15 protein-coding genes are annotated in these 16,588 nt (G+C 64.2%); 9 read left to right on the forward strand and 6 right to left on the reverse strand.

The genetic code is table 11. The features are described from left to right. Positions 1-3: 3 nt before the first annotated feature. Entirely contained in the window at positions 4-1,212 is a 1,209-nt protein-coding gene (gene argG, locus ACWCOO_RS00130; RefSeq protein WP_446830960.1) for an argininosuccinate synthase, read from the reverse strand. Continuing rightward, on the reverse strand, positions 1,209-1,664 hold the full coding sequence (locus ACWCOO_RS00135; RefSeq protein WP_446830961.1) for an arginine repressor: 456 nt from the start codon (positions 1,662-1,664) through the stop codon (positions 1,209-1,211). The genes argG and ACWCOO_RS00135 overlap by 4 nt, the downstream gene beginning before the upstream one ends. A 155-nt stretch (positions 1,665-1,819) precedes the next feature. On the opposite strand from ACWCOO_RS00135, the gene ACWCOO_RS00140 reads away from it, so the two are divergent. After that, positions 1,820-2,782, forward strand: a complete 963-nt coding sequence (locus tag ACWCOO_RS00140; RefSeq protein ID WP_446830962.1) for an ABC transporter ATP-binding protein — start codon at positions 1,820-1,822, stop codon at positions 2,780-2,782. 98 nt (positions 2,783-2,880) lie between these two features. Here ACWCOO_RS00140 and ftsX read toward each other — a convergent pair whose 3' ends face one another. After that, on the reverse strand, positions 2,881-3,795 hold the full coding sequence (ftsX, locus tag ACWCOO_RS00145) for a permease-like cell division protein FtsX (protein ID WP_446830963.1): 915 nt from the start codon (positions 3,793-3,795) through the stop codon (positions 2,881-2,883). Beyond that, a complete protein-coding gene (locus ACWCOO_RS00150; protein WP_446830964.1) occupies positions 3,792-4,460 on the reverse strand; it encodes a cell division ATP-binding protein FtsE in 669 nt (222 codons plus the stop codon). Before ACWCOO_RS00150 ends, ftsX begins: the two co-directional genes overlap by 4 nt. A gap of 28 nt (positions 4,461-4,488) precedes the next feature. On the opposite strand from ACWCOO_RS00150, the gene rsmD reads away from it, so the two are divergent. The 3 genes from rsmD to ggt are packed head-to-tail and all read left to right on the forward strand — an operon-like array spanning position 4,489 to position 7,278. After that, positions 4,489-5,067, forward strand: coding sequence for a 16S rRNA (guanine(966)-N(2))-methyltransferase RsmD (gene rsmD / locus ACWCOO_RS00155; protein ID WP_446830965.1), 579 nt, complete (start codon positions 4,489-4,491; stop codon positions 5,065-5,067). Positions 5,068-5,084: 17 nt separating this feature from the next. Continuing rightward, on the forward strand, positions 5,085-5,555 hold the full coding sequence (gene coaD / locus ACWCOO_RS00160) for a pantetheine-phosphate adenylyltransferase (protein ID WP_446832053.1): 471 nt from the start codon (positions 5,085-5,087) through the stop codon (positions 5,553-5,555). After that, on the forward strand, positions 5,545-7,278 hold the full coding sequence (gene ggt / locus ACWCOO_RS00165; RefSeq protein WP_446830966.1) for a gamma-glutamyltransferase: 1,734 nt from the start codon (positions 5,545-5,547) through the stop codon (positions 7,276-7,278). Before coaD ends, ggt begins: the two co-directional genes overlap by 11 nt. 46 nt (positions 7,279-7,324) lie before the next feature. On the opposite strand, the gene mutM is transcribed toward ggt, so the two are convergent. Next, complete coding sequence (gene mutM, locus ACWCOO_RS00170) at positions 7,325-8,140, reverse strand: bifunctional DNA-formamidopyrimidine glycosylase/DNA-(apurinic or apyrimidinic site) lyase (RefSeq protein WP_446830967.1); 816 nt, start codon at positions 8,138-8,140, stop codon at positions 7,325-7,327. Positions 8,141-8,167: 27 nt separating this feature from the next. Beyond that, positions 8,168-9,025 carry an MBL fold metallo-hydrolase gene (locus ACWCOO_RS00175; protein ID WP_446830968.1) on the reverse strand — a complete coding sequence of 286 codons (858 nt, stop codon included), beginning with the start codon at positions 9,023-9,025 and terminating at the stop codon, positions 8,168-8,170. A gap of 330 nt (positions 9,026-9,355) precedes the next feature. On the opposite strand from ACWCOO_RS00175, the gene ACWCOO_RS00180 reads away from it, so the two are divergent. The 5 genes from ACWCOO_RS00180 (at position 9,356) to ilvD (ending at position 16,548) form a co-directional block, all read left to right on the forward strand. Further along, positions 9,356-9,817: an RDD family protein gene (locus ACWCOO_RS00180; RefSeq protein WP_446830969.1), complete on the forward strand. Its 462-nt coding sequence runs from the start codon at positions 9,356-9,358 to the stop codon at positions 9,815-9,817. A 64-nt stretch (positions 9,818-9,881) separates the two neighbouring features. After that, positions 9,882-11,198: an efflux RND transporter periplasmic adaptor subunit gene (locus tag ACWCOO_RS00185; protein ID WP_446830970.1), complete on the forward strand. Its 1,317-nt coding sequence runs from the start codon at positions 9,882-9,884 to the stop codon at positions 11,196-11,198. A gap of 38 nt (positions 11,199-11,236) precedes the next feature. After that, positions 11,237-13,162 (forward strand): ABC transporter permease, encoded by a 1,926-nt coding sequence (locus ACWCOO_RS00190; RefSeq protein WP_446830971.1) that lies wholly within the window; start codon positions 11,237-11,239, stop codon positions 13,160-13,162. Positions 13,163-13,180: 18 nt separating this feature from the next. Beyond that, positions 13,181-14,569: an efflux transporter outer membrane subunit gene (locus ACWCOO_RS00195; protein ID WP_446830972.1), complete on the forward strand. Its 1,389-nt coding sequence runs from the start codon at positions 13,181-13,183 to the stop codon at positions 14,567-14,569. Positions 14,570-14,811: 242 nt separating this feature from the next. Beyond that, a complete protein-coding gene (gene ilvD / locus ACWCOO_RS00200; protein ID WP_446830973.1) occupies positions 14,812-16,548 on the forward strand; it encodes a dihydroxy-acid dehydratase in 1,737 nt (578 codons plus the stop codon). The last annotated feature ends 40 nt before the right edge of the window (positions 16,549-16,588 follow it).

Genomic DNA, 16,588 nt, shown 5'->3' on the forward strand with positions numbered 1-16,588 from the left:
ACGCTACTTTCCGGCCGCAGCCGCGCGGCTATGCAGCAGGCCGGGCAACGAAAGCACTCGGGCGGCGCCCAGCGCGTCGCGCGGCGTCCATTCACCGGCGGACTCGCCATATACGCCGCGGGTAGCCGCAAGCAGAGAATAGGGCGATTCCACACCGCGCACCCAAACGCCGGCTGGCCGCAGAACCAGGCGAACAGTCCCGCTCACGTATCGCTGCGAGCTGTCGAAGAAGGTCTCTATGTCGCGGCACACGGGATCAAGCTGCTTTCCCTCATGCACGAGGTCACCGTAAATCGCGGCCAGCGTGTCCTTCACGCGCAATTGACCGGCGCTCAATACGAGCTTCTCGAGTTCGCGGTGGGCGGTCAGCAGAACCTCCGCTGCCGGTGCTTCGTAGGCGACGCGGCCCTTGGCGCCGAGGATAGTGTCTCCGAGATGAATGCCCCGGCCTATGGCAAAGCGCGCGGCACAGGACTCGACGGTTTCTATCAGTTCCACGGGCGCGAGGCGCCGACCGTCCCAGGCGACCGGTATCCCGCCTTCGAACTCCAGATCATGTGCTTCCTCGGCCAGCGGTTCGTCCAGCGCTCCAGCCGACAGCTCCCACGCGGACTCGGGTATGGAATCCGAGGAAGTCAGAGTTTCGCGGCCGCCGATGGTCACGCCCCACAAGCCGCGATTGATCGAATAAGCGCCGCTGGATGAAATCTCGGGGGCCTTCCGCTGCTTCAGATACTCAAGTTGCGTTGCGCGCTGCAGCGACTCGTCGCGGACCGGCGCCAGGACCGTGATTTCCGGAGCCAGCGCCCGCAGTGCCATCTCGAAGCGGAATTGATCGTTGCCTGCCGCCGTGCAGCCGTGCGCCACTGTGTCGCTGTCCAGTTCGCGCGCGGTTTGCGCCAGGATCCGCGCCTGTATGCCGCGTTCAGCGCCCACGCACAAGGGATAGCCGTGGCCACGCCGTACGTTGCCCGCAATGAGGTGGCGAATGACCTGATCGAAGAATGGTGCGCGTGCATCCACCAACAGGTGCCGTTCGGCGCCCAGTTGCAAGGCGCGCTGTTCCAGCGCGTCCGCCTCGGCGAAACTAATGCCGCCGGTATTGACCGTCAGCGTCACCACAGGGCGCCGATAGGTTTCGCTGAGCCAGGGGACGCAAAACGAGGTGTCCAGTCCGCCGGAAAAAGCCAGCACGATGGGTGAAACGCTCATGCCAATTGCTCCATCTCGCGGCGCAGGCGCGCCAGCAGCGCGCGCTGTTCGGCCTGGTTGCGGGTCGCTATGAAAATGGTGTCGTCGCCGGCCAGAGTCGCTACAACTTCCGGCCAGCCGCTACGATCCAGAAACAGCGCGACACGCTGCGCTGCCCCCGTAGCGGTGCGCACGATGGCGAGGTTAGGGCCAGCCTGATCCAGGCTGCGTCCATACGCCGCCAGGGCCTGCCGAGCATCATCCGCAATATCCGCACGACCCAGCGTGTAGGCGCGCCCTTGCTTTACCGCGCCCAGGAGAGACAAATCGCGGCTTATACACGATTGGCTCACGCGAATGCCGCGCCGCGCCAACAGCTCGCTCAACTCGGCCTGGCTGCCCACGCTTTGCCCGCGGATGATGTCCGCAATGCACTCGTGGCGGCGCACCATGTGGCTGATGCTGGTTGGCATAACATGCTCATATAACAGCAGGGATATACATATTATGCACGAAAAGATGAGCGGATGAGTGTCCCGATGGCATCTCGCAGGCAGTATCGCGCGGCCGGGAAGGCTTGTGCCGAAAGGCCGCCGCTTGGTCGGCGCGCTGCAGGCGCCACTTTCCTTTGCGCGGCTGGCGCTGCACAATCGGCTTTGTGGACGCGCTATCACTAAAGGGGCTGACCAAGGTTTATCCCAACGGCGTAAAGGCGCTCAAGGGCATCGACCTCACGGTGCGCGAGGGCGAATTCTATGCCTTGCTGGGCCCGAACGGGGCCGGCAAGACGACAGCGATTGGAATTATCACCACGCTAATCAACAAGACGGGCGGCAAGGTACGTGTGTACGGCCATGACCTGGATCAGGACCATGAAGCAGTCAAGAGGTGTATCGGCGTCACGCCCCAGGAAGTGAACCTCAACATGTTCGAGAAGCTTATGCCCACGCTCATGCACCAGGCGGGCTATTTCGGCATCACGCCCAGGCAGGCCCGGCGCAACGCCGAGAAATGCCTGAAGGCTGTGCGTCTCTGGGATCAGCGCAACATGCTTGCGCGTACTCTTTCGGGCGGCATGAAACGCCGACTCATGATCGCGCGCGCCATGGTTCATGAACCCAAGCTGCTCATACTTGACGAGCCCACTGCGGGCGTGGATATCGAGATCCGCCGCTCGATGTGGGAGCTGCTTCGCGAAATCAACGAGCGCGGCGTAACCATCATCCTCACCACGCACTACCTGGAGGAAGCCGAGCACCTGTGCCGGCGCCTGGCCATAATGGATCGTGGCGAGATCGTGGTGGAGGACCGCATGGAGCGGGTCCTGCGGCAGTTGCCCGAACAGCATTTCGTGATCTCGCTGCAGGAGCCGGCCGAAGCCGGACTCAAGTTCAAGGGCTTCCAGGTGCACTGGCGCAGCCGTTACGAGCTCGAAGTGGAAGTGCCCGCCTCGCGCAGCCTCAACGAGTTCTTCGAGTTGCTCAGCGCGGAGGCCATTCGCGTTGCCAGCATCCGGCACAAGACCAATCGCCTGGAAGAATTGTTCGTGCGCCTCACCATGCCCGATCTGCCGAAGCTCCCCGACGAATAGCCGCGCCTGCGGGAAGCTTCGAACCGGACGGGAAAACAGTCGCCCTCCCGCGCTCGCTTGCCGCGCCCCAGTAACTCGGGCGCCGGATAGGGAAAGCGTTACCCGTCCAGAGTGCGAATTTGCCCGGCGACGGCCCGCCAGGCGCCTAGCCAGCCGGTAAAGGCGCCCACACCCAGTATCAGCAGTTGCTGGCGCCAGGTCGCGCCGCTCAAGATCCGCTCGCTGCTGTAGAGAGCCATGAGGTCGGAAAACGCTCCGTCCAGGGTCCACAGACCCAGGCGCACCAAACCGAGCGCAATCAGGCCGCCGCCCAAACCGTACCAGAATCCCTGATAGAGGAACGGACGGCGCATGTAACCGGGGCTGGCGCCCAACAGCGCCAGGACTTCGAGCGCGTCACGCTGTTTTTGCACTTCCAGCCGGATGGTATTGCCGATGATCACGATCAAGGCCAACAGCACCATCAGAAGCACCAGCAACATTGCCTGTCCGGCGAGTGTCAGGAGGGCGCTCACGCGCTCCAGCCATTGGGTGTCGGCTAGCACGTCATCGACTTCGTCCAAGGTCGCGACGGTGGCCTGCAATGCCGAGAATTCCGCGGACGGCGCCGTCGCGGACGGCGTCACCACCAGCGTCCAGGGCAGGGGATTTTCGTCCAGCGTTTCGATCGCGCCTGCGAATTCGTCCCGGCCCTCCATGATGGTCAGTGCCTGCTGGGGGCTGATTCGACGCACGCTCGCCACGACGGGATTGCGCTCAAGATCGGCGGCCAGTTGCTCGGCGGTGGCAATGCTCGCTCCAGGCTTCAGGTATATCGAGAACGACCTGGCCTCGCCCCAGGCAGCCGCCAGGCCTTCGGCGTTGCGCAAGGCGGCACTCATGCCGGCCGGCAATGCAAGCGCCAAGCCGATCGCGCCCAGCGTCATCAGGCTTGCCAGCGGATGGCGGGCAAGCCGTGCAGCCTCCTGATAACAGCAGGCGGTGTGCCGTCGAAAGTAGCGCAGCAACTTCATGCCGTGCCCGTATCGAAATCGATCTGCCCGCCGGCGAGGCCGATGCGCCGCGCCGGCAATGCGTCGATCAGCGTCAGGTCGTGGGTAGCCACCAGCGCCGTTACGCCGTAACCGGCCATGCGCCGAAAGAGTTGCATCACGTCCCGCGACAACTCCGGATCGAGGTTGCCGGTGGGCTCGTCGGCAATAAGCAGTTCCGGGCGATTCACCACCGCTCTGGCAATACCCAGGCGCTGCTGCTCGCCCTGTGATAGCAACCGTGGCAACTTGTGCGCGCTTTTCAGCAGGCCCACGGAATCCAGCGCCGCTTCGGTGCGGCGGCGAACCTCGCGAGGGCCCAGCCCGGAAATGTGCAGCGGCAAGGCGACGTTGTGGTAGGAGCTGCGGTCGTCCAGCAGCAAGTGGTTCTGAAATACGATGCCTATGCTGCGCCGATGCCGGCACACGGCCCTGCGACTGAGGCGGCCCACGTTGCGTCCAAGAACGAAAACCTGCCCGCGGCTGGGCCGCTCGATCGCGGCCAACAGCTTGATCAGCGTTGTCTTGCCGGCGCCGGAAGGTCCAGTCAGGTATGCAAACTCCCCGGGCTCTACCCGGAGACTGACCTCCGACAGCGCTTCCGCCCCGCCCCGGTAGCGCATGGAGACTTGCTGCAGGCGAATCATCAGCGCGCAAAATGATACTCTCCGGAGCATGCCACCGAAGAAACAGCAAGGGCGAGTGCGGATCGTCGGCGGGAGCCTCAGAGGGCGCCTGCTGACGGTACCTGAAGGCGCTCGTCCCACCCCGGCACGGGCCCGCGAAACGTTGTTCAATTGGCTGGCTCCGCTGGTGCCCGGCGCGCGCTGCCTGGACCTGTTTGCTGGGGCGGGCGCCCTGGGCATCGAAGCACTTTCGCGCGGCGCGGCCGAATGCCTGTTCGTGGACTCTGGGCGCGAGGCAGCGCGAATGCTGCGCGGCGTGTTGGCAGATTGGGGCTTGTCGGGCGGCGTGGAAAGAGCCGACGCCTTTGAATGGCTGAAGCGCTCCCCCCTTGCAGTTGGCGGACCCATGGACATCGTGTTTCTCGATCCGCCTTTCGCAAGCGATTTGGGGGCGCGCTGCTGTACACTGCTTGCCGTCAATGGATGGCTTGCGGAGAATTGCCGCGTGTACTTGGAAACGCACAGACAGGACGCGTTAACAGAACTGCCCCCGGGAATCGAAGCCTTGCGCGAAACAACGATTGGCGATGTGCGCCTGGTGCTGGCCGGCTGGAGCGGATCACGATGAACGGGCCGCGCAGGATCATGTATCCGGGCACTTTCGATCCCCTTACAAATGGCCATTGCGACTTGGTGCGAAGAGCGTCCGGCCTGTTTGACGAAGTAATTGTGGCGGTCGCTGCGAGCCCATCGAAGTCGCCGCTTTTCGACCTGGACACGCGCATCCGGCTGGCGCGCGAAGCGCTGGCGGACACGCCCCGCACACAGGTCGATAGCTACAGCGGACTGACCGTGGAATATGCCCGCGCGCACGCCATTGGCGTTATCCTGCGCGGCCTGCGGACTGTGAGCGACTTCGAGCGCGAATTTCAACTTGCCGACATGAACCGGCGGCTCGCCCCCGAGATTGAAACCGTTTACCTGACTCCCTCGCAAGAATTTGCCCATATCTCCTCTTCCCTGGTGCGGGAAATTGCGAGCATGGGCGGCGACGTGTCGGAATTCGTGTATCCAGCCGTGGCAACCGCCCTCAAGGAGAATTTTGATGAATCGTGAAGCCGAGCGTGTCGCCCCAACCTGGGGGCCGGCGGTTTTCCTGTGGCTGGCAAGCGTATGCAGTCTGGCCGTTGGCGCGGCAGCGGCGCGGGCCGATGCCGTCTCGCCGGCGCCGCCTCCCGGGCGATCCGCGATCGCCAGCGCGCATCCCGCCGCCACCGAAGCCGGCTTTGAAATCCTGGCTCTGGGGGGCAATGCCTTTGACGCGGCCGTGGCCGTGAGCGCCGCGCTGTCGGTGGTGGAGCCCTATAGCTCCGGAATAGGCGGGGGCGGTTTCTTCCTGCTGCACCGCGCAAGCGATGGCCGCGAAGTATTCGTGGATGCGCGAGAGACCGCGCCTGGCGAGGCCACTCGGGATATGTACCTGGATGCGAACGACCAACCCATGCGCAGGTTGTCGCTATCGGGAGCGCTGGCGGCCGGCATTCCGGGGCTGCCGGCGGGTCTGGCCCATGTCGCCGACAAATACGGCCAATTGCCGCTCTCGCAAAGCCTGGTACCGGCCATACGGCTGGCCCGGGAAGGTCTGGAGGTGGATGAGGCCACGGTGCGCCGGCTCGAAAGATACGCATCGCAAGGCTCGCCCTCCGCAGGGTTCCTGGATGTATTCCTTCCGTCCGGAGAGCCGCCTCCGGTGGGCGAAAGGTTGCGTCAGCCGGATTTGGCCGACACCCTGCAACGGCTGGCCGATGCAGGCCCCGCCGGCTTCTACGCTGGTCCGGCGGCCGAGCGCATGGTGGAGGAAGTGAGACAGGCGGGCGGCATTTGGCGCCTTGAGGACCTCGCGGCATACCGAGTGACGGAGCGTGAGCCAATCCGATTTCAGTACGGCAACGTTCACATAACCACAGCACCTCCGCCATCGGCAGGCGGCGTGGCGCTGGCGCAAGTTTTCAACATGCTGGCGCAAGCCGAATACGCTCGGCTACAGGAACCGTCCCGCACTCACCTGCTGGTGGAGGCGATGCGGCGCGCCTACCGCGACCGGGCGCAGTACCTCGGCGATCCCGACTTCGTGCCCATACCGCTGGAACGCCTCATGCACCCCTGGTACGCCACTGGGCTGCTGGCGAGCGTGCGTATGGACCGCGCCACGGTAAGCACGGCGCTGCCGGGACCGGTGGGTTCAAGGCAGCGCGGGGCGGATACGAGTCACTTCTCGGTCATGGACAAGGACGGCAACCGCGCCGCGGTCACGCAAACCATCAATACATTTTTCGGCTCCGGCTTCATACCCCCAGGCAGCGGGGTGATCCTTAACAACGAGATGGACGATTTTTCGGTCAAGCCGGGAGAGCCCAACGCATTCGGACTGGTGCATGCGTCCGCCAACGGAATCGAACCGGGCAAGCGCATGCTGTCCAGCATGACTCCCAGCTTCATGGTGTCGGACCGCGGCCTGGCGATCCTGGGCACGCCCGGCGGCAGCCGCATTGTGACCATGGTGCTGCTGGGCGCGCTAAAGTGGATTGAGGGCGCGGATGCGCAAGGCATTGTGAGCGAGCCGCGAATACATCATCAGTACATCCCCGATTCGATTTCGTTCGAGGCCGGCGCTCTGTCTGCCGAGCACCAGGAAGCCCTGGCCGCGATGGGCCACAACCTGCGGGAATCCGCGCGCACCTGGGGCAACATGCAGGCCATCACCTACGATTACGCGGACGGCAACCTCAGCGCGGCTAGTGATCCCAGGCGCAGCGGCGGCGCTGACGTGCGCGAGTAGCTGCACGGCAAGAGAGAAGGCGCCTGCGACCGGGGCCTGATCGTGCTCAGGTCTGGCAGTTCGAGCAGTAATAGCTGGCGCGCTGGCCGATCGCCCTTTGGCGAATAGCCGCTTTACAGCGGCGGCACTCCCGACCCGCGCGGCCGTATACATCCAGCCGCTGCGCGAAATAGCCGGGGCGCCCCCCGGCGTCCGCAAAGTCGCGCAACGTGGTGCCGCCAGCCTCAATCGCTTCGTGAAGCACCGCCCGGACCGCGCGCGCCAGCCCGCGGTATCTGCGCAATGCGATGCGGCCCGCGGCCCGCAGCGGATGAATGCCGGCACGAAACAGCGCCTCGCTGGCGTAAATGTTGCCCACGCCGGCCACAACAGAGGAATACATAAGAAACGACTTCACCGCCACGCGTCGTCCACGCGAGCGGGCTTTGAGCCATTCGCCGCTGAAATCCGGACCCAGCGGCTCCGGGCCTAGCCCGGCCAGCAACTTGTGCGCCAGCGGCTCGGCGCCTCCCCACAACAAACAGCCGAACTTGCGCGGATCGTTGAAACGCAACGCTTTCCCGCTCGCGAGTACAAGGTCATAGTGATCGTGGGGCCCGGGCTCACGGCTGTCGGCAACCACAGCAAAGCTGCCGGACATACCCAAGTGCGCAATGGCCGTCCCGCGCTCGCTGTCCAACAGCAGGTACTTGGCCCTGCGCCGCACTCCGAGCACGCGCGCGCCCGCAAGCTCGCGTTCAATCGCAGCGGGAACCGGCCACCGCAGGCGCCGCTCGCGAACCACCACTTCGCGCACCCGAGTGCCTTCCAGAAAAGGCGCAATGCCGCGCCGGGTTGTCTCGACTTCCGGCAGTTCCGGCACCACCGCCTCCCCGGCGGCGCAAGCAGCCTACCACCCCATGCCGTGGAACTGGGCCATGCGGATCACGTAGGCAGGCAACTGCTCCCTGTAGCCGCGCAGGTGCGCGAACTCGGGGAAATGCAGCTTACCTGCAATTTCTGCCACCGGGGTGCCGGCTTCCAGTTCGCGGCCCACCGCGTCGCGAATCGTCTCGATCCAGCGCCGCCGGATAACGATCGCATCCTTGCCCGCCCGGGCCGGTCCATGCGCGCCGATCATCAGGTCGAAATCCATGGCCTCGATCTCGCGCATGGAGCGCAGGTACTCGACGATGTCGTAGTCCGGCAGTGTGCCGAGTCCGATGAAGCCGTCGGTGGCGAGGTCCGCCAGATAGATGGCGCGCTCTTCGGGAAACTCGAACACCAGCAGGCAGTCGCCATGGTTTTCGCCCAGGTAAAGGAGATTGAAACTCTCGCCGCCCAGGCTGAAGCGGCTATTACCGCTCACGGTGCGGTCGGGAATCACCAGGCCGGGATGGGGATTGCGGAAGAAGAACTTCACGCAATTCTCATGGCTGATGAACTCCGCCCCCTCGTCCTTGAATATCTGTCCGCCCAACACATGGTCCCAGTGTTCGTGGCTGTAAATCACGTAGCGAACCGGCTGGTCGGTAACCTTGGCGATCTCGGCGCGATACACGGCAGCGGTTTCGGAACTGATCGGGTCGGTAGCGATGACGCCTTCGTCCGTAACCACGAAGATATTGCGCACGCCCCTTCGCCAGAATGTATAGAGCCGGTCGGAGATCTTCGTCGTTTCGTATTCCTTGCTCCAATCCTGCGCCGAAGTTTCTCCGATACAGGCCAATGCAAGCGCGCCCAGCACTCCCCATGCAACCTTCTTCACACCTTCCCCCTAGCCCGAATTCCAGCCGAAAACGCGCCCATACTACCCTCTCGCCGCACCGCGCGCTCCCGCAACTACGGAGCTCAGAACTCCAGTTATCGCCTTGATTTTCGCGGCGGAGCTTCTCAGCCCGTAAAATTGCCTTCGATGCCACCCCCTCAGGGGGAATCGGGTCAAAGCTTCGAAACTAAAGCAGCTTGGATGTGAGCCGGCCGTAGTGCGGTGCTACCGCTCAGGGTGAAAGCAAGCCGGATCATCTCCGGTGTTAGGATGGATGCAGTATGCGCGTCGTGCGTGTTGCGCTTGCTCGTAAAGTAGGAGCTCAAAGACATGAATGATTCTCCTGATGTGGGTCCGCTGTATGGCGGGTTCTGGATTCGAATTGGGGCGCTGGTGTTAGATAGCTTGCTCTTGTTTGGCATTACTTTTATGGCCGTTCGCTTGCTTTACGGGCAAACCTACATGGAATGGGTCATGGAGTCGGCACAAGGCATGACCAGGGATAATTTCTTCTTTACCTACGTGCTGCCCGCCATTTACACCCTGGGCTTCTGGATCATCAAGTCGGCCACTGTGGGCAAGATGCTGGTGAAGGTGAAGATCGTAAATGCGAACACCGGCAAGCCGGCCTCCCCGCTGCAGTGCATCGTGCGCTACCTGGGATACTTCGTATCCGCGTTGCCCTTGGGGCTGGGTTTCCTATGGGTAGCATTCGACAAGAGAAAGCAGGGCTGGCACGACAAGATCGCGCGCACCCTCGTGGTTTCAAGAGCGCGTCCAGTCGCTCAGTAGTTGCAATAGCGAGCCCACTGGACCTCCCCGGCAGTCCTGAGCGGCGGAATAGGATTTTGCTGGCGTGACGAATCGGTTTGGCAGCATGGTGGCGTGGCTGCGGCAGAACCGCGCCAAGGCGATCACGCTTGCGGTGATTGCGCTCGTGGTGGTCTGGTTCTTGTGGCCGGAAGGTTCCGAGCCACCCCCCACGCCCACGACTGCGACTGTCGAGCGGGGCGACATAGAAGAAGTGATTGCCGCTGCCGGGACGCTGGCGGCGGGCAGCGAGGTGGATGTGGGGGCGCAGGTGTCAGGCCAGCTCCAGAAGCTGCACGTGCAGCTCGGTGACACGGTATCGGAAGGCGGCCTGCTGGCGGAAATCGATGACCTGATTCAGCGCACCCGCGCGGACTCTGTGGAAGCCAATCTGGAAAGTCTTGAGGCGGGGTTACCCGCGGTGGAAGCCGGTCTGGCGCTGGCGCGCGGAGATCTCGAGCGCCAGGAACGCTTGATGGCCGCGCAGGCCACCACCGAGGTGGAATACGATAGGGCAGTGCTGAGCCTGGCGCAAGCGGAGGCCAACCTGGCGCGCCACCTGCTGCAGATCGAGCAGGCGCAGGCAAGCGTCGAAGAGGCGGAAGCCCTGCTCGATTTCACGCGCATCACCGCGCCGAGCGCAGGCACCGTGGTGAGCGTCTTTGCGCAGGAGGGGCAAACGCTCAATGCAACCCAAACCGCGCCCACCATCGTGCGCTTGGGTGACTTGCGCACGATTGTCGTCAGCGCCCAGGTGTCGGAAGCGGACATGCGGCGCCTGAGAGTCGGAATGGACGCGTACTTCACCACGCCGGCAGACGGCGAGCGGCGCTGGCCGGGACGGCTCAAGGAGATATCGCCGATTCCCAAGGCGCCGGGCGTAAACGCCGGCTTGGCGCAGTTCGGCGCAATCGTGGAAGTGGACAACCCCGATGGCGCGCTGCTCCCGGGCATGACGGCAAAGGTGTTCTTCGTGGCCACGGCGGCGCGCGATGTCCTAAAAGTGCCTCTGGGCGCCGTGACATTCGCGGACGGTCCGATGAGCGCGGCCGGTCAGTTCGCCCTTCAGGCCGGGCAGGCAGCCGGAGGGCCGCGCGGTCAGGCGCCGGGCGCCGCAAGCCCCGCGAGTTCCGCGGCTGAGCGCGCCAGAGGAACCGACCCCGAAGCTTATTCGGACGCGCCTGGGCAAGCCGCTACGGTCCAGGTTCAGGGTTCCGACGGAATCCTCGTCACGCGTGCGGTGCGCGTGGGCACAAGTAACGATGTGGAAGTGGAAGTTCTGTCGGGCTTGGTGGAAGGCGAGCGGGTGGTGACCGGTACGCCGCAGCCACCCATGCCGCAAATGCCGCCTTTCTTCTTCTGATGGCGCCGAACAATTCTCCACTGATTGCGCTCAAAAACGTGAGCCGCCGGTATCGCGGCGGCCGTGAAGCCGAAGTCGCAGCCCTCAGCGATGTGACGCTGGACATCCACGCAGGCGAGTTCGTTGCGGTAATGGGGCCGTCGGGCTCCGGCAAGACCACGCTGATGAACATCATCGGCTGCCTGGACCGGCCCAGCGACGGAAAATACCTGTTTGCCGGGCAACCGGTTCACTCCGCCGACGCCGACCAGCGGGCGCGTCTGCGCCGCGATGCGTTCGGCTTCGTGTTTCAGAACTACAACCTGCTACGCATGGCCACGGCGCAGGAAAACGTCGAAATGCCGGCCGTGTATGCCGGTATGGGCAAGCGCGGCCGCTGGAAGCGGGCCAAGGAATTGCTCTCCATGCTGGGGCTTTCGCATCGTTTCGGCCATCAGCCCAACCAGCTCTCAGGCGGTGAGCAGCAGCGGGTGGCGATCGCGCGAGCGCTGATGAACGGCGGCGAGGTCCTGCTGGCAGACGAACCCACCGGGTCTCTGGATTCGCGCAGCGGCAAGGAAATCATGGCGCAGCTCACGGCGCTGTCTGAGCGCGGGCACACGGTGATTCTAGTTACCCACGATGACTCCGTGGCCCACTATGCGCAGCGGCGCATCGAACTGCTCGACGGGCGCGTGGTGGCGGACTCGGGCGCTGACACCGTTAACCGCGCGCCGGCAGCCAAAGCGTACGCGGGGGCCGAGCGGCCTTCGAATACCATCCGCGTCCCGACCGTTTCGCTCGGCGAAAGCGCGCGCACCGCGATTCGCGCGCTGCGCGCCAACCGATTTCGCACCGCGCTTACGTTGCTGGGCATTGTGATCGGCGTATTTTCGGTAACCGCAATGCTGGGCGTGGCCGGCGGCATGCGAAGCCAGATCCTGGACAGCTTCCGCCAGCTTGGGGGAACCGGCATCACCATAACGCCGGGTTTCGGCGAAGATCGCGCACCTCTCAATTTGAGCGACGCCGACGCCATTCGAACGCAGGTACCGAACCTGGAATCGGTCGCGCCTGAAATGAACGGCGGAGCGCTGGTGGTGGCAGGCGGCAACAGCGAACCCGCGCGTGTCACGGCCACCACCGGATTGGCGATGCAGAGTCAGGGGCTGGAGTTGGCGCAGGGTGCATTCTTCGCCGATTCGCATAGCCAGCGCTACGCGCCGGTAGTTGTTCTGGGCGGACTGCTGGCGGGCAAGCTGTTCGGCGAGCAAGCAAACGCGGTAGGCGAATACGTCCTCATGAATGGCGCGCCTTACCAGGTTGTCGGCATACTGAAGCGCGGCGAGGGCCGCTTCGCCGCCTTCGATTTCCGTGGGCAGGCGGTATATGTGCCGCTGCTGACAGGGGCCAGACGGTTATTTGGCCGCGAAAACCTGGATTCAATTCAAGTGCTTGTGTCGGCAACGGAAGAGGTGGGAACGGCGCAACAGGCCATCGAAGCGCTGTTGCGCCAGCGCCACGGCGGCGCCCCATTTCAGATTGTGAATCAGGAGCAATTCATTGAGGCGCAGAACACCGTAGGCCGCATTATCTCGGTGGTGTTCGGCGCCATCGGCGGCGTGTCGCTGGTGGTGGCCGGCATCGGCGTGATGAACATCATGCTGGCTTCGGTTGCGGAACGCACCCGCGAGATCGGCCTGCGCATGGCCACTGGCGCAAGGCCCCGCGACATATGGCTGCAATTCGTCTGCGAAGCGGTTGCGGTGTGCGGGCTGGGTGGACTGGCAGGCCTGGCGCTGGCGGCGGGCCTGGGCAGCGTGGCCAACAATGTTGCCGCCAATTTTGAAACTGCCGTGGTCGCTTTTTCGCCCTGGATTCTGATGGTGGGATTTTCCTTCGCCACGCTGACCGGACTGGTCTTCGGCGCGGCGCCGGCGCGCCGGGCCGCTTCCATGGACCCGGTCGCGGCGTTGGCATCGTAATAGCGCATAATCTTCGGCATGAAAGCAAACGCACTGGTAGGCATCATCCTCGCCGCTGCCTTCGCACTGAATGGCTGCGGCGCCGTGTCGATGCCGGCGCTGGACCGGGACACGCCGGCAGATTGGGGCGCCGTCGCAACCGGCGACTGGCCTTCGGAGGAATGGTGGAACGCCTTCGGCAGCGAAGAACTGCACAGCCTGATGGAGCAGGTGCAAGCGCGCAACTTGAGCCTCGAGAACGCCGAGCGCAGCCTGAGACAGGCGCAACTGGCCCTGATCGACGCAGGGTTCGATCTCTATCCCTCGCCGGTGGTGGATTTCAATGCCTCCGGCCGCTACAGCGGCGCAGCGCCGCCCGGCGGCTCGTTTCGGGGCGGCGATTCCGATTCCGGCAGTCTGGCGCTAAGCCTGAGCTATGCGGACATCCTCAGCAAGCCCTACCGCTTTTACGCCGCCGAAGCGGCCTACGAATCGGCTGCGGCGCAGCTTGCCGCCACCCGGCTGAACCTGCTGGGCACCGCAGCCTCCACCTATTTTCAGGTTCTGTTTACACGCGATCAGATCGAGGCGGCCCGGCTCAATCTCCAAAATGCCGAGGCCATCGAGCGCATCACGCGGGCCCGGGTGGACGCCGGCGTACTCACTCCCATCGACGCGCTGCAGCAGCAGATCGCCGTGCAGCGCCAGCGCACTGCACTCGCGCAACTGCGCCAGGCAGAATACGCCGCGCGCGCTGCTTTGGCCGTGTTGCTGGCACGACCGGTACGCGAATTCGACGTCAGCGCTACGACGTTGGAGAGCCTGAATACGCCTTCGGTGGCGCCTGGCCTGCCTTCGGAGTTGCTGGTGCGGCGGCCCGACATCGTGCAGGCGGAAATGAGCCTGCGCCGGGCGCGGGCCAACGTGGCGATTGCCCGCAACGCGCTGTTGCCGGGCATTTCCCTCACCGCCGCGGGTAATACCGCGAGCAACGACCTGCGCCGGCTGACCGCCGACAATAGCGTAAGCGTCTCCGTGGCCGCCTCACTGACGCAGAGCGTGTTCGATTTCGGACGCCGGGGGCGAGCCAGGGAAAGCGCGCGGCTGGCGATGGAGTCGTCGCTGGCAAGCTATCGCGAAACGGTCATCCGCGCCTTCAACGACATCGAAATCGCGCTGGGCAATATCGAATTGCTCGACTCGCTGAGCACCATCGCGGTTGAGGATCTCAGGCGCGCCGAGGAATCCTTGCGCATCGCCGAAGTGCGCTACCGCGAAGGCGTTATCGACTACCAGCGGGTGCTCACCGCCCAGGACTTTCTCTACGCCGCCCGCAATGCCGTGCTCAGCAACAAGCGCGCCCACCTCAACGCCATCGTGAGCCTCTACCAGGCGCTAGGAGGCGGCTGGCGCAAGGACGGCAGCTAACCGGCAAGCAGGGTCAATCCGCACGATAGCGGTAGGCCGTTCGATCATCCGGCCCGAGTGTGCCTTGAAAATCCGTAATTCAACTACGAATCTTCAAGGATAAATTGCGCAAGATCGGCACCGCGGTCCCGCCAAACATCTCGGCGATGAGCGCCGTAAACCGCCGATATAACAGCGTGTAAGGTAAGATAATGCGCTTGATCGGCGCTATGCGCCGGCGCAGGTAAATCAGGCCTGGAACCATGAGAAGCGATACTGTCAAGCGCGGCGTCGAGAGAGCGCCGCACCGTTCCTTGCTGCGCGCCACCGGCGTGGTGCGCTCGGACGACGATTTCGAGCGTCCGTTTATCGGCATCTGCAATTCGTTTGTGGAGTTGATTCCCGGGCACGTACACCTGCAAAAACTCGGCGCCGTCGCGCGCGACGCCGTTCGCGAAGCAGGCGGCCTGCCGTTCGAGTTCAATACGATTGGCGTGGACGACGGCATCGCGATGGGCCACATCGGCATGCGCTACTCGCTGCCGTCGCGCGAATTGATCGCCGATTCTGTCGAAACCATGGCGCAGGCCCATTGCCTGGATGGCCTGGTCTGCATTTCCAACTGCGACAAGATCGTGCCCGGCATGCTGATGGGCGCGCTCAGGATCAACATTCCTACTGTCTTCGTGTCCGGCGGTCCGATGAAGGCCGGCAAGCTCCCCGGGGGCGCCAAGGCCGACCTGGCGAGCGTGTTCGAGGCCGTGGGGCGCCATCAGAAAGGCGACATAAGCGACGAGGAGCTCGCGCAGCTTGAGGAACTGAGTTGCCCCACCTGCGGCTCCTGTTCCGGCATGTTCACCGCCAATTCCATGAATTGCCTGGTCGAGGCGCTCGGCTTGGCGTTGCCCGGTAACGGCTCTATCCTGGCCATAGACCCCCGGCGGGAACGGCTGGTGAAAGAGGCGGGCCGACGAATCGTGGAGCTGGTAGAGCAGGATCTGAAGCCCCGCGACATCGTGACCGAAGATGCGTTCGACGACGGCTTCGCGCTGGACATGGCGATGGGCGGCTCCACCAACACAGTTCTGCACCTGCTCGCGGCTACCCACGAAGCCGAAGTGCCCTACGACCTGGAACGCATCAACCGGATGTCCGATCGGGTGCCGTATATCTGCAAGGTGTCGCCGGCCACGCCCGATGTACACATGGAAGACGTGGAGCAGGCCGGCGGTGTGCAAGCGATTCTCAAGGAGTTGCACTCGGCGGGAGTGCTGAACGTTGACCGTCCTACGGTGGCCGGCACGCTGCGCGAACAGCTCAAGGACGCCGAGGTGCGCAACCGGGCGGTGATCCGCGAGCGCAGCACGGCTTTCCGCGCAACAGGCGGCCTGAGTGTGCTGTTCGGCAGCCTGGCGCCGGAAGGGGCGATCATCAAAGTCGGCGCCATCCCGCCGGACCTCGAGCACTTCGAGGGGCGCGCCCGCATATACGAATCGCAGGACGAGGCAGTGGCTGGAATACTGGCGGGCGAGGTGCGCGAAGGCGATGTGGTGGTGATCCGCTACGAGGGTCCGCGCGGCGGTCCCGGAATGCCGGAAATGCTGCAACCGACCTCGGCGATCGCCGGCATGGGTCTGGATACGTCCGCGGCCCTGCTCACCGACGGGCGCTTCTCCGGAGCCACGCGCGGCTTGTCGATCGGGCATGTATCGCCCGAAGCGGCGGCAGGCGGACCCATTGCGCTGCTCGAACACGGCGACCGCATCATTATCGACCTCGCGCAGCGGCGCATCGACATGGATGTGTCCGCGGAGGAACTTGAGCGGCGGCGCGAGAAGCTGGCGCCGTTTCGCCCCAAGATCAAGGGTGGTTGGCTGGAGCGCTACACGCATTTCGTGACCAGCGCGGCCACCGGCGCCATATTGCGCGTGCATGCTCCCGGAGAGGAACAAGCACGCCTGGCTTCCACACAGCGGCAAGAGGAACTGACCGATGCGTAGCGCCAGCACCGCGGCGGTGGCGGAAATACCGCAGCGCCTG

Origin of the sequence: Candidatus Foliamicus sp., assembly GCF_965221325.1 — a bacterium.
GTDB lineage: Bacteria > Pseudomonadota > Gammaproteobacteria > Steroidobacterales > Foliamicaceae > Foliamicus.

What these genes read in the sequence shown, in the direction of transcription:
- argG (WP_446830960.1), bottom strand. Translation starts at nt 1,212, where the DNA reads ATGAGCGTTTCACCCATCGTGCTGGCTTTTTCCGGCGGACTGGACACC.
- ACWCOO_RS00135 (WP_446830961.1), bottom strand. Translation starts at nt 1,664, where the DNA reads ATGCCAACCAGCATCAGCCACATGGTGCGCCGCCACGAGTGCATTGCG.
- ftsX (WP_446830963.1), bottom strand. Translation starts at nt 3,795, where the DNA reads ATGAAGTTGCTGCGCTACTTTCGACGGCACACCGCCTGCTGTTATCAG.
- ACWCOO_RS00150 (WP_446830964.1), bottom strand. Translation starts at nt 4,460, where the DNA reads ATGATTCGCCTGCAGCAAGTCTCCATGCGCTACCGGGGCGGGGCGGAA.
- rsmD (WP_446830965.1), top strand. Translation starts at nt 4,489, where the DNA reads ATGCCACCGAAGAAACAGCAAGGGCGAGTGCGGATCGTCGGCGGGAGC.
- coaD (WP_446832053.1), top strand. Translation starts at nt 5,085, where the DNA reads ATGTATCCGGGCACTTTCGATCCCCTTACAAATGGCCATTGCGACTTG.
- ggt (WP_446830966.1), top strand. Translation starts at nt 5,545, where the DNA reads ATGAATCGTGAAGCCGAGCGTGTCGCCCCAACCTGGGGGCCGGCGGTT.
- ACWCOO_RS00180 (WP_446830969.1), top strand. Translation starts at nt 9,356, where the DNA reads ATGAATGATTCTCCTGATGTGGGTCCGCTGTATGGCGGGTTCTGGATT.
- ACWCOO_RS00195 (WP_446830972.1), top strand. Translation starts at nt 13,181, where the DNA reads ATGAAAGCAAACGCACTGGTAGGCATCATCCTCGCCGCTGCCTTCGCA.
- ilvD (WP_446830973.1), top strand. Translation starts at nt 14,812, where the DNA reads ATGAGAAGCGATACTGTCAAGCGCGGCGTCGAGAGAGCGCCGCACCGT.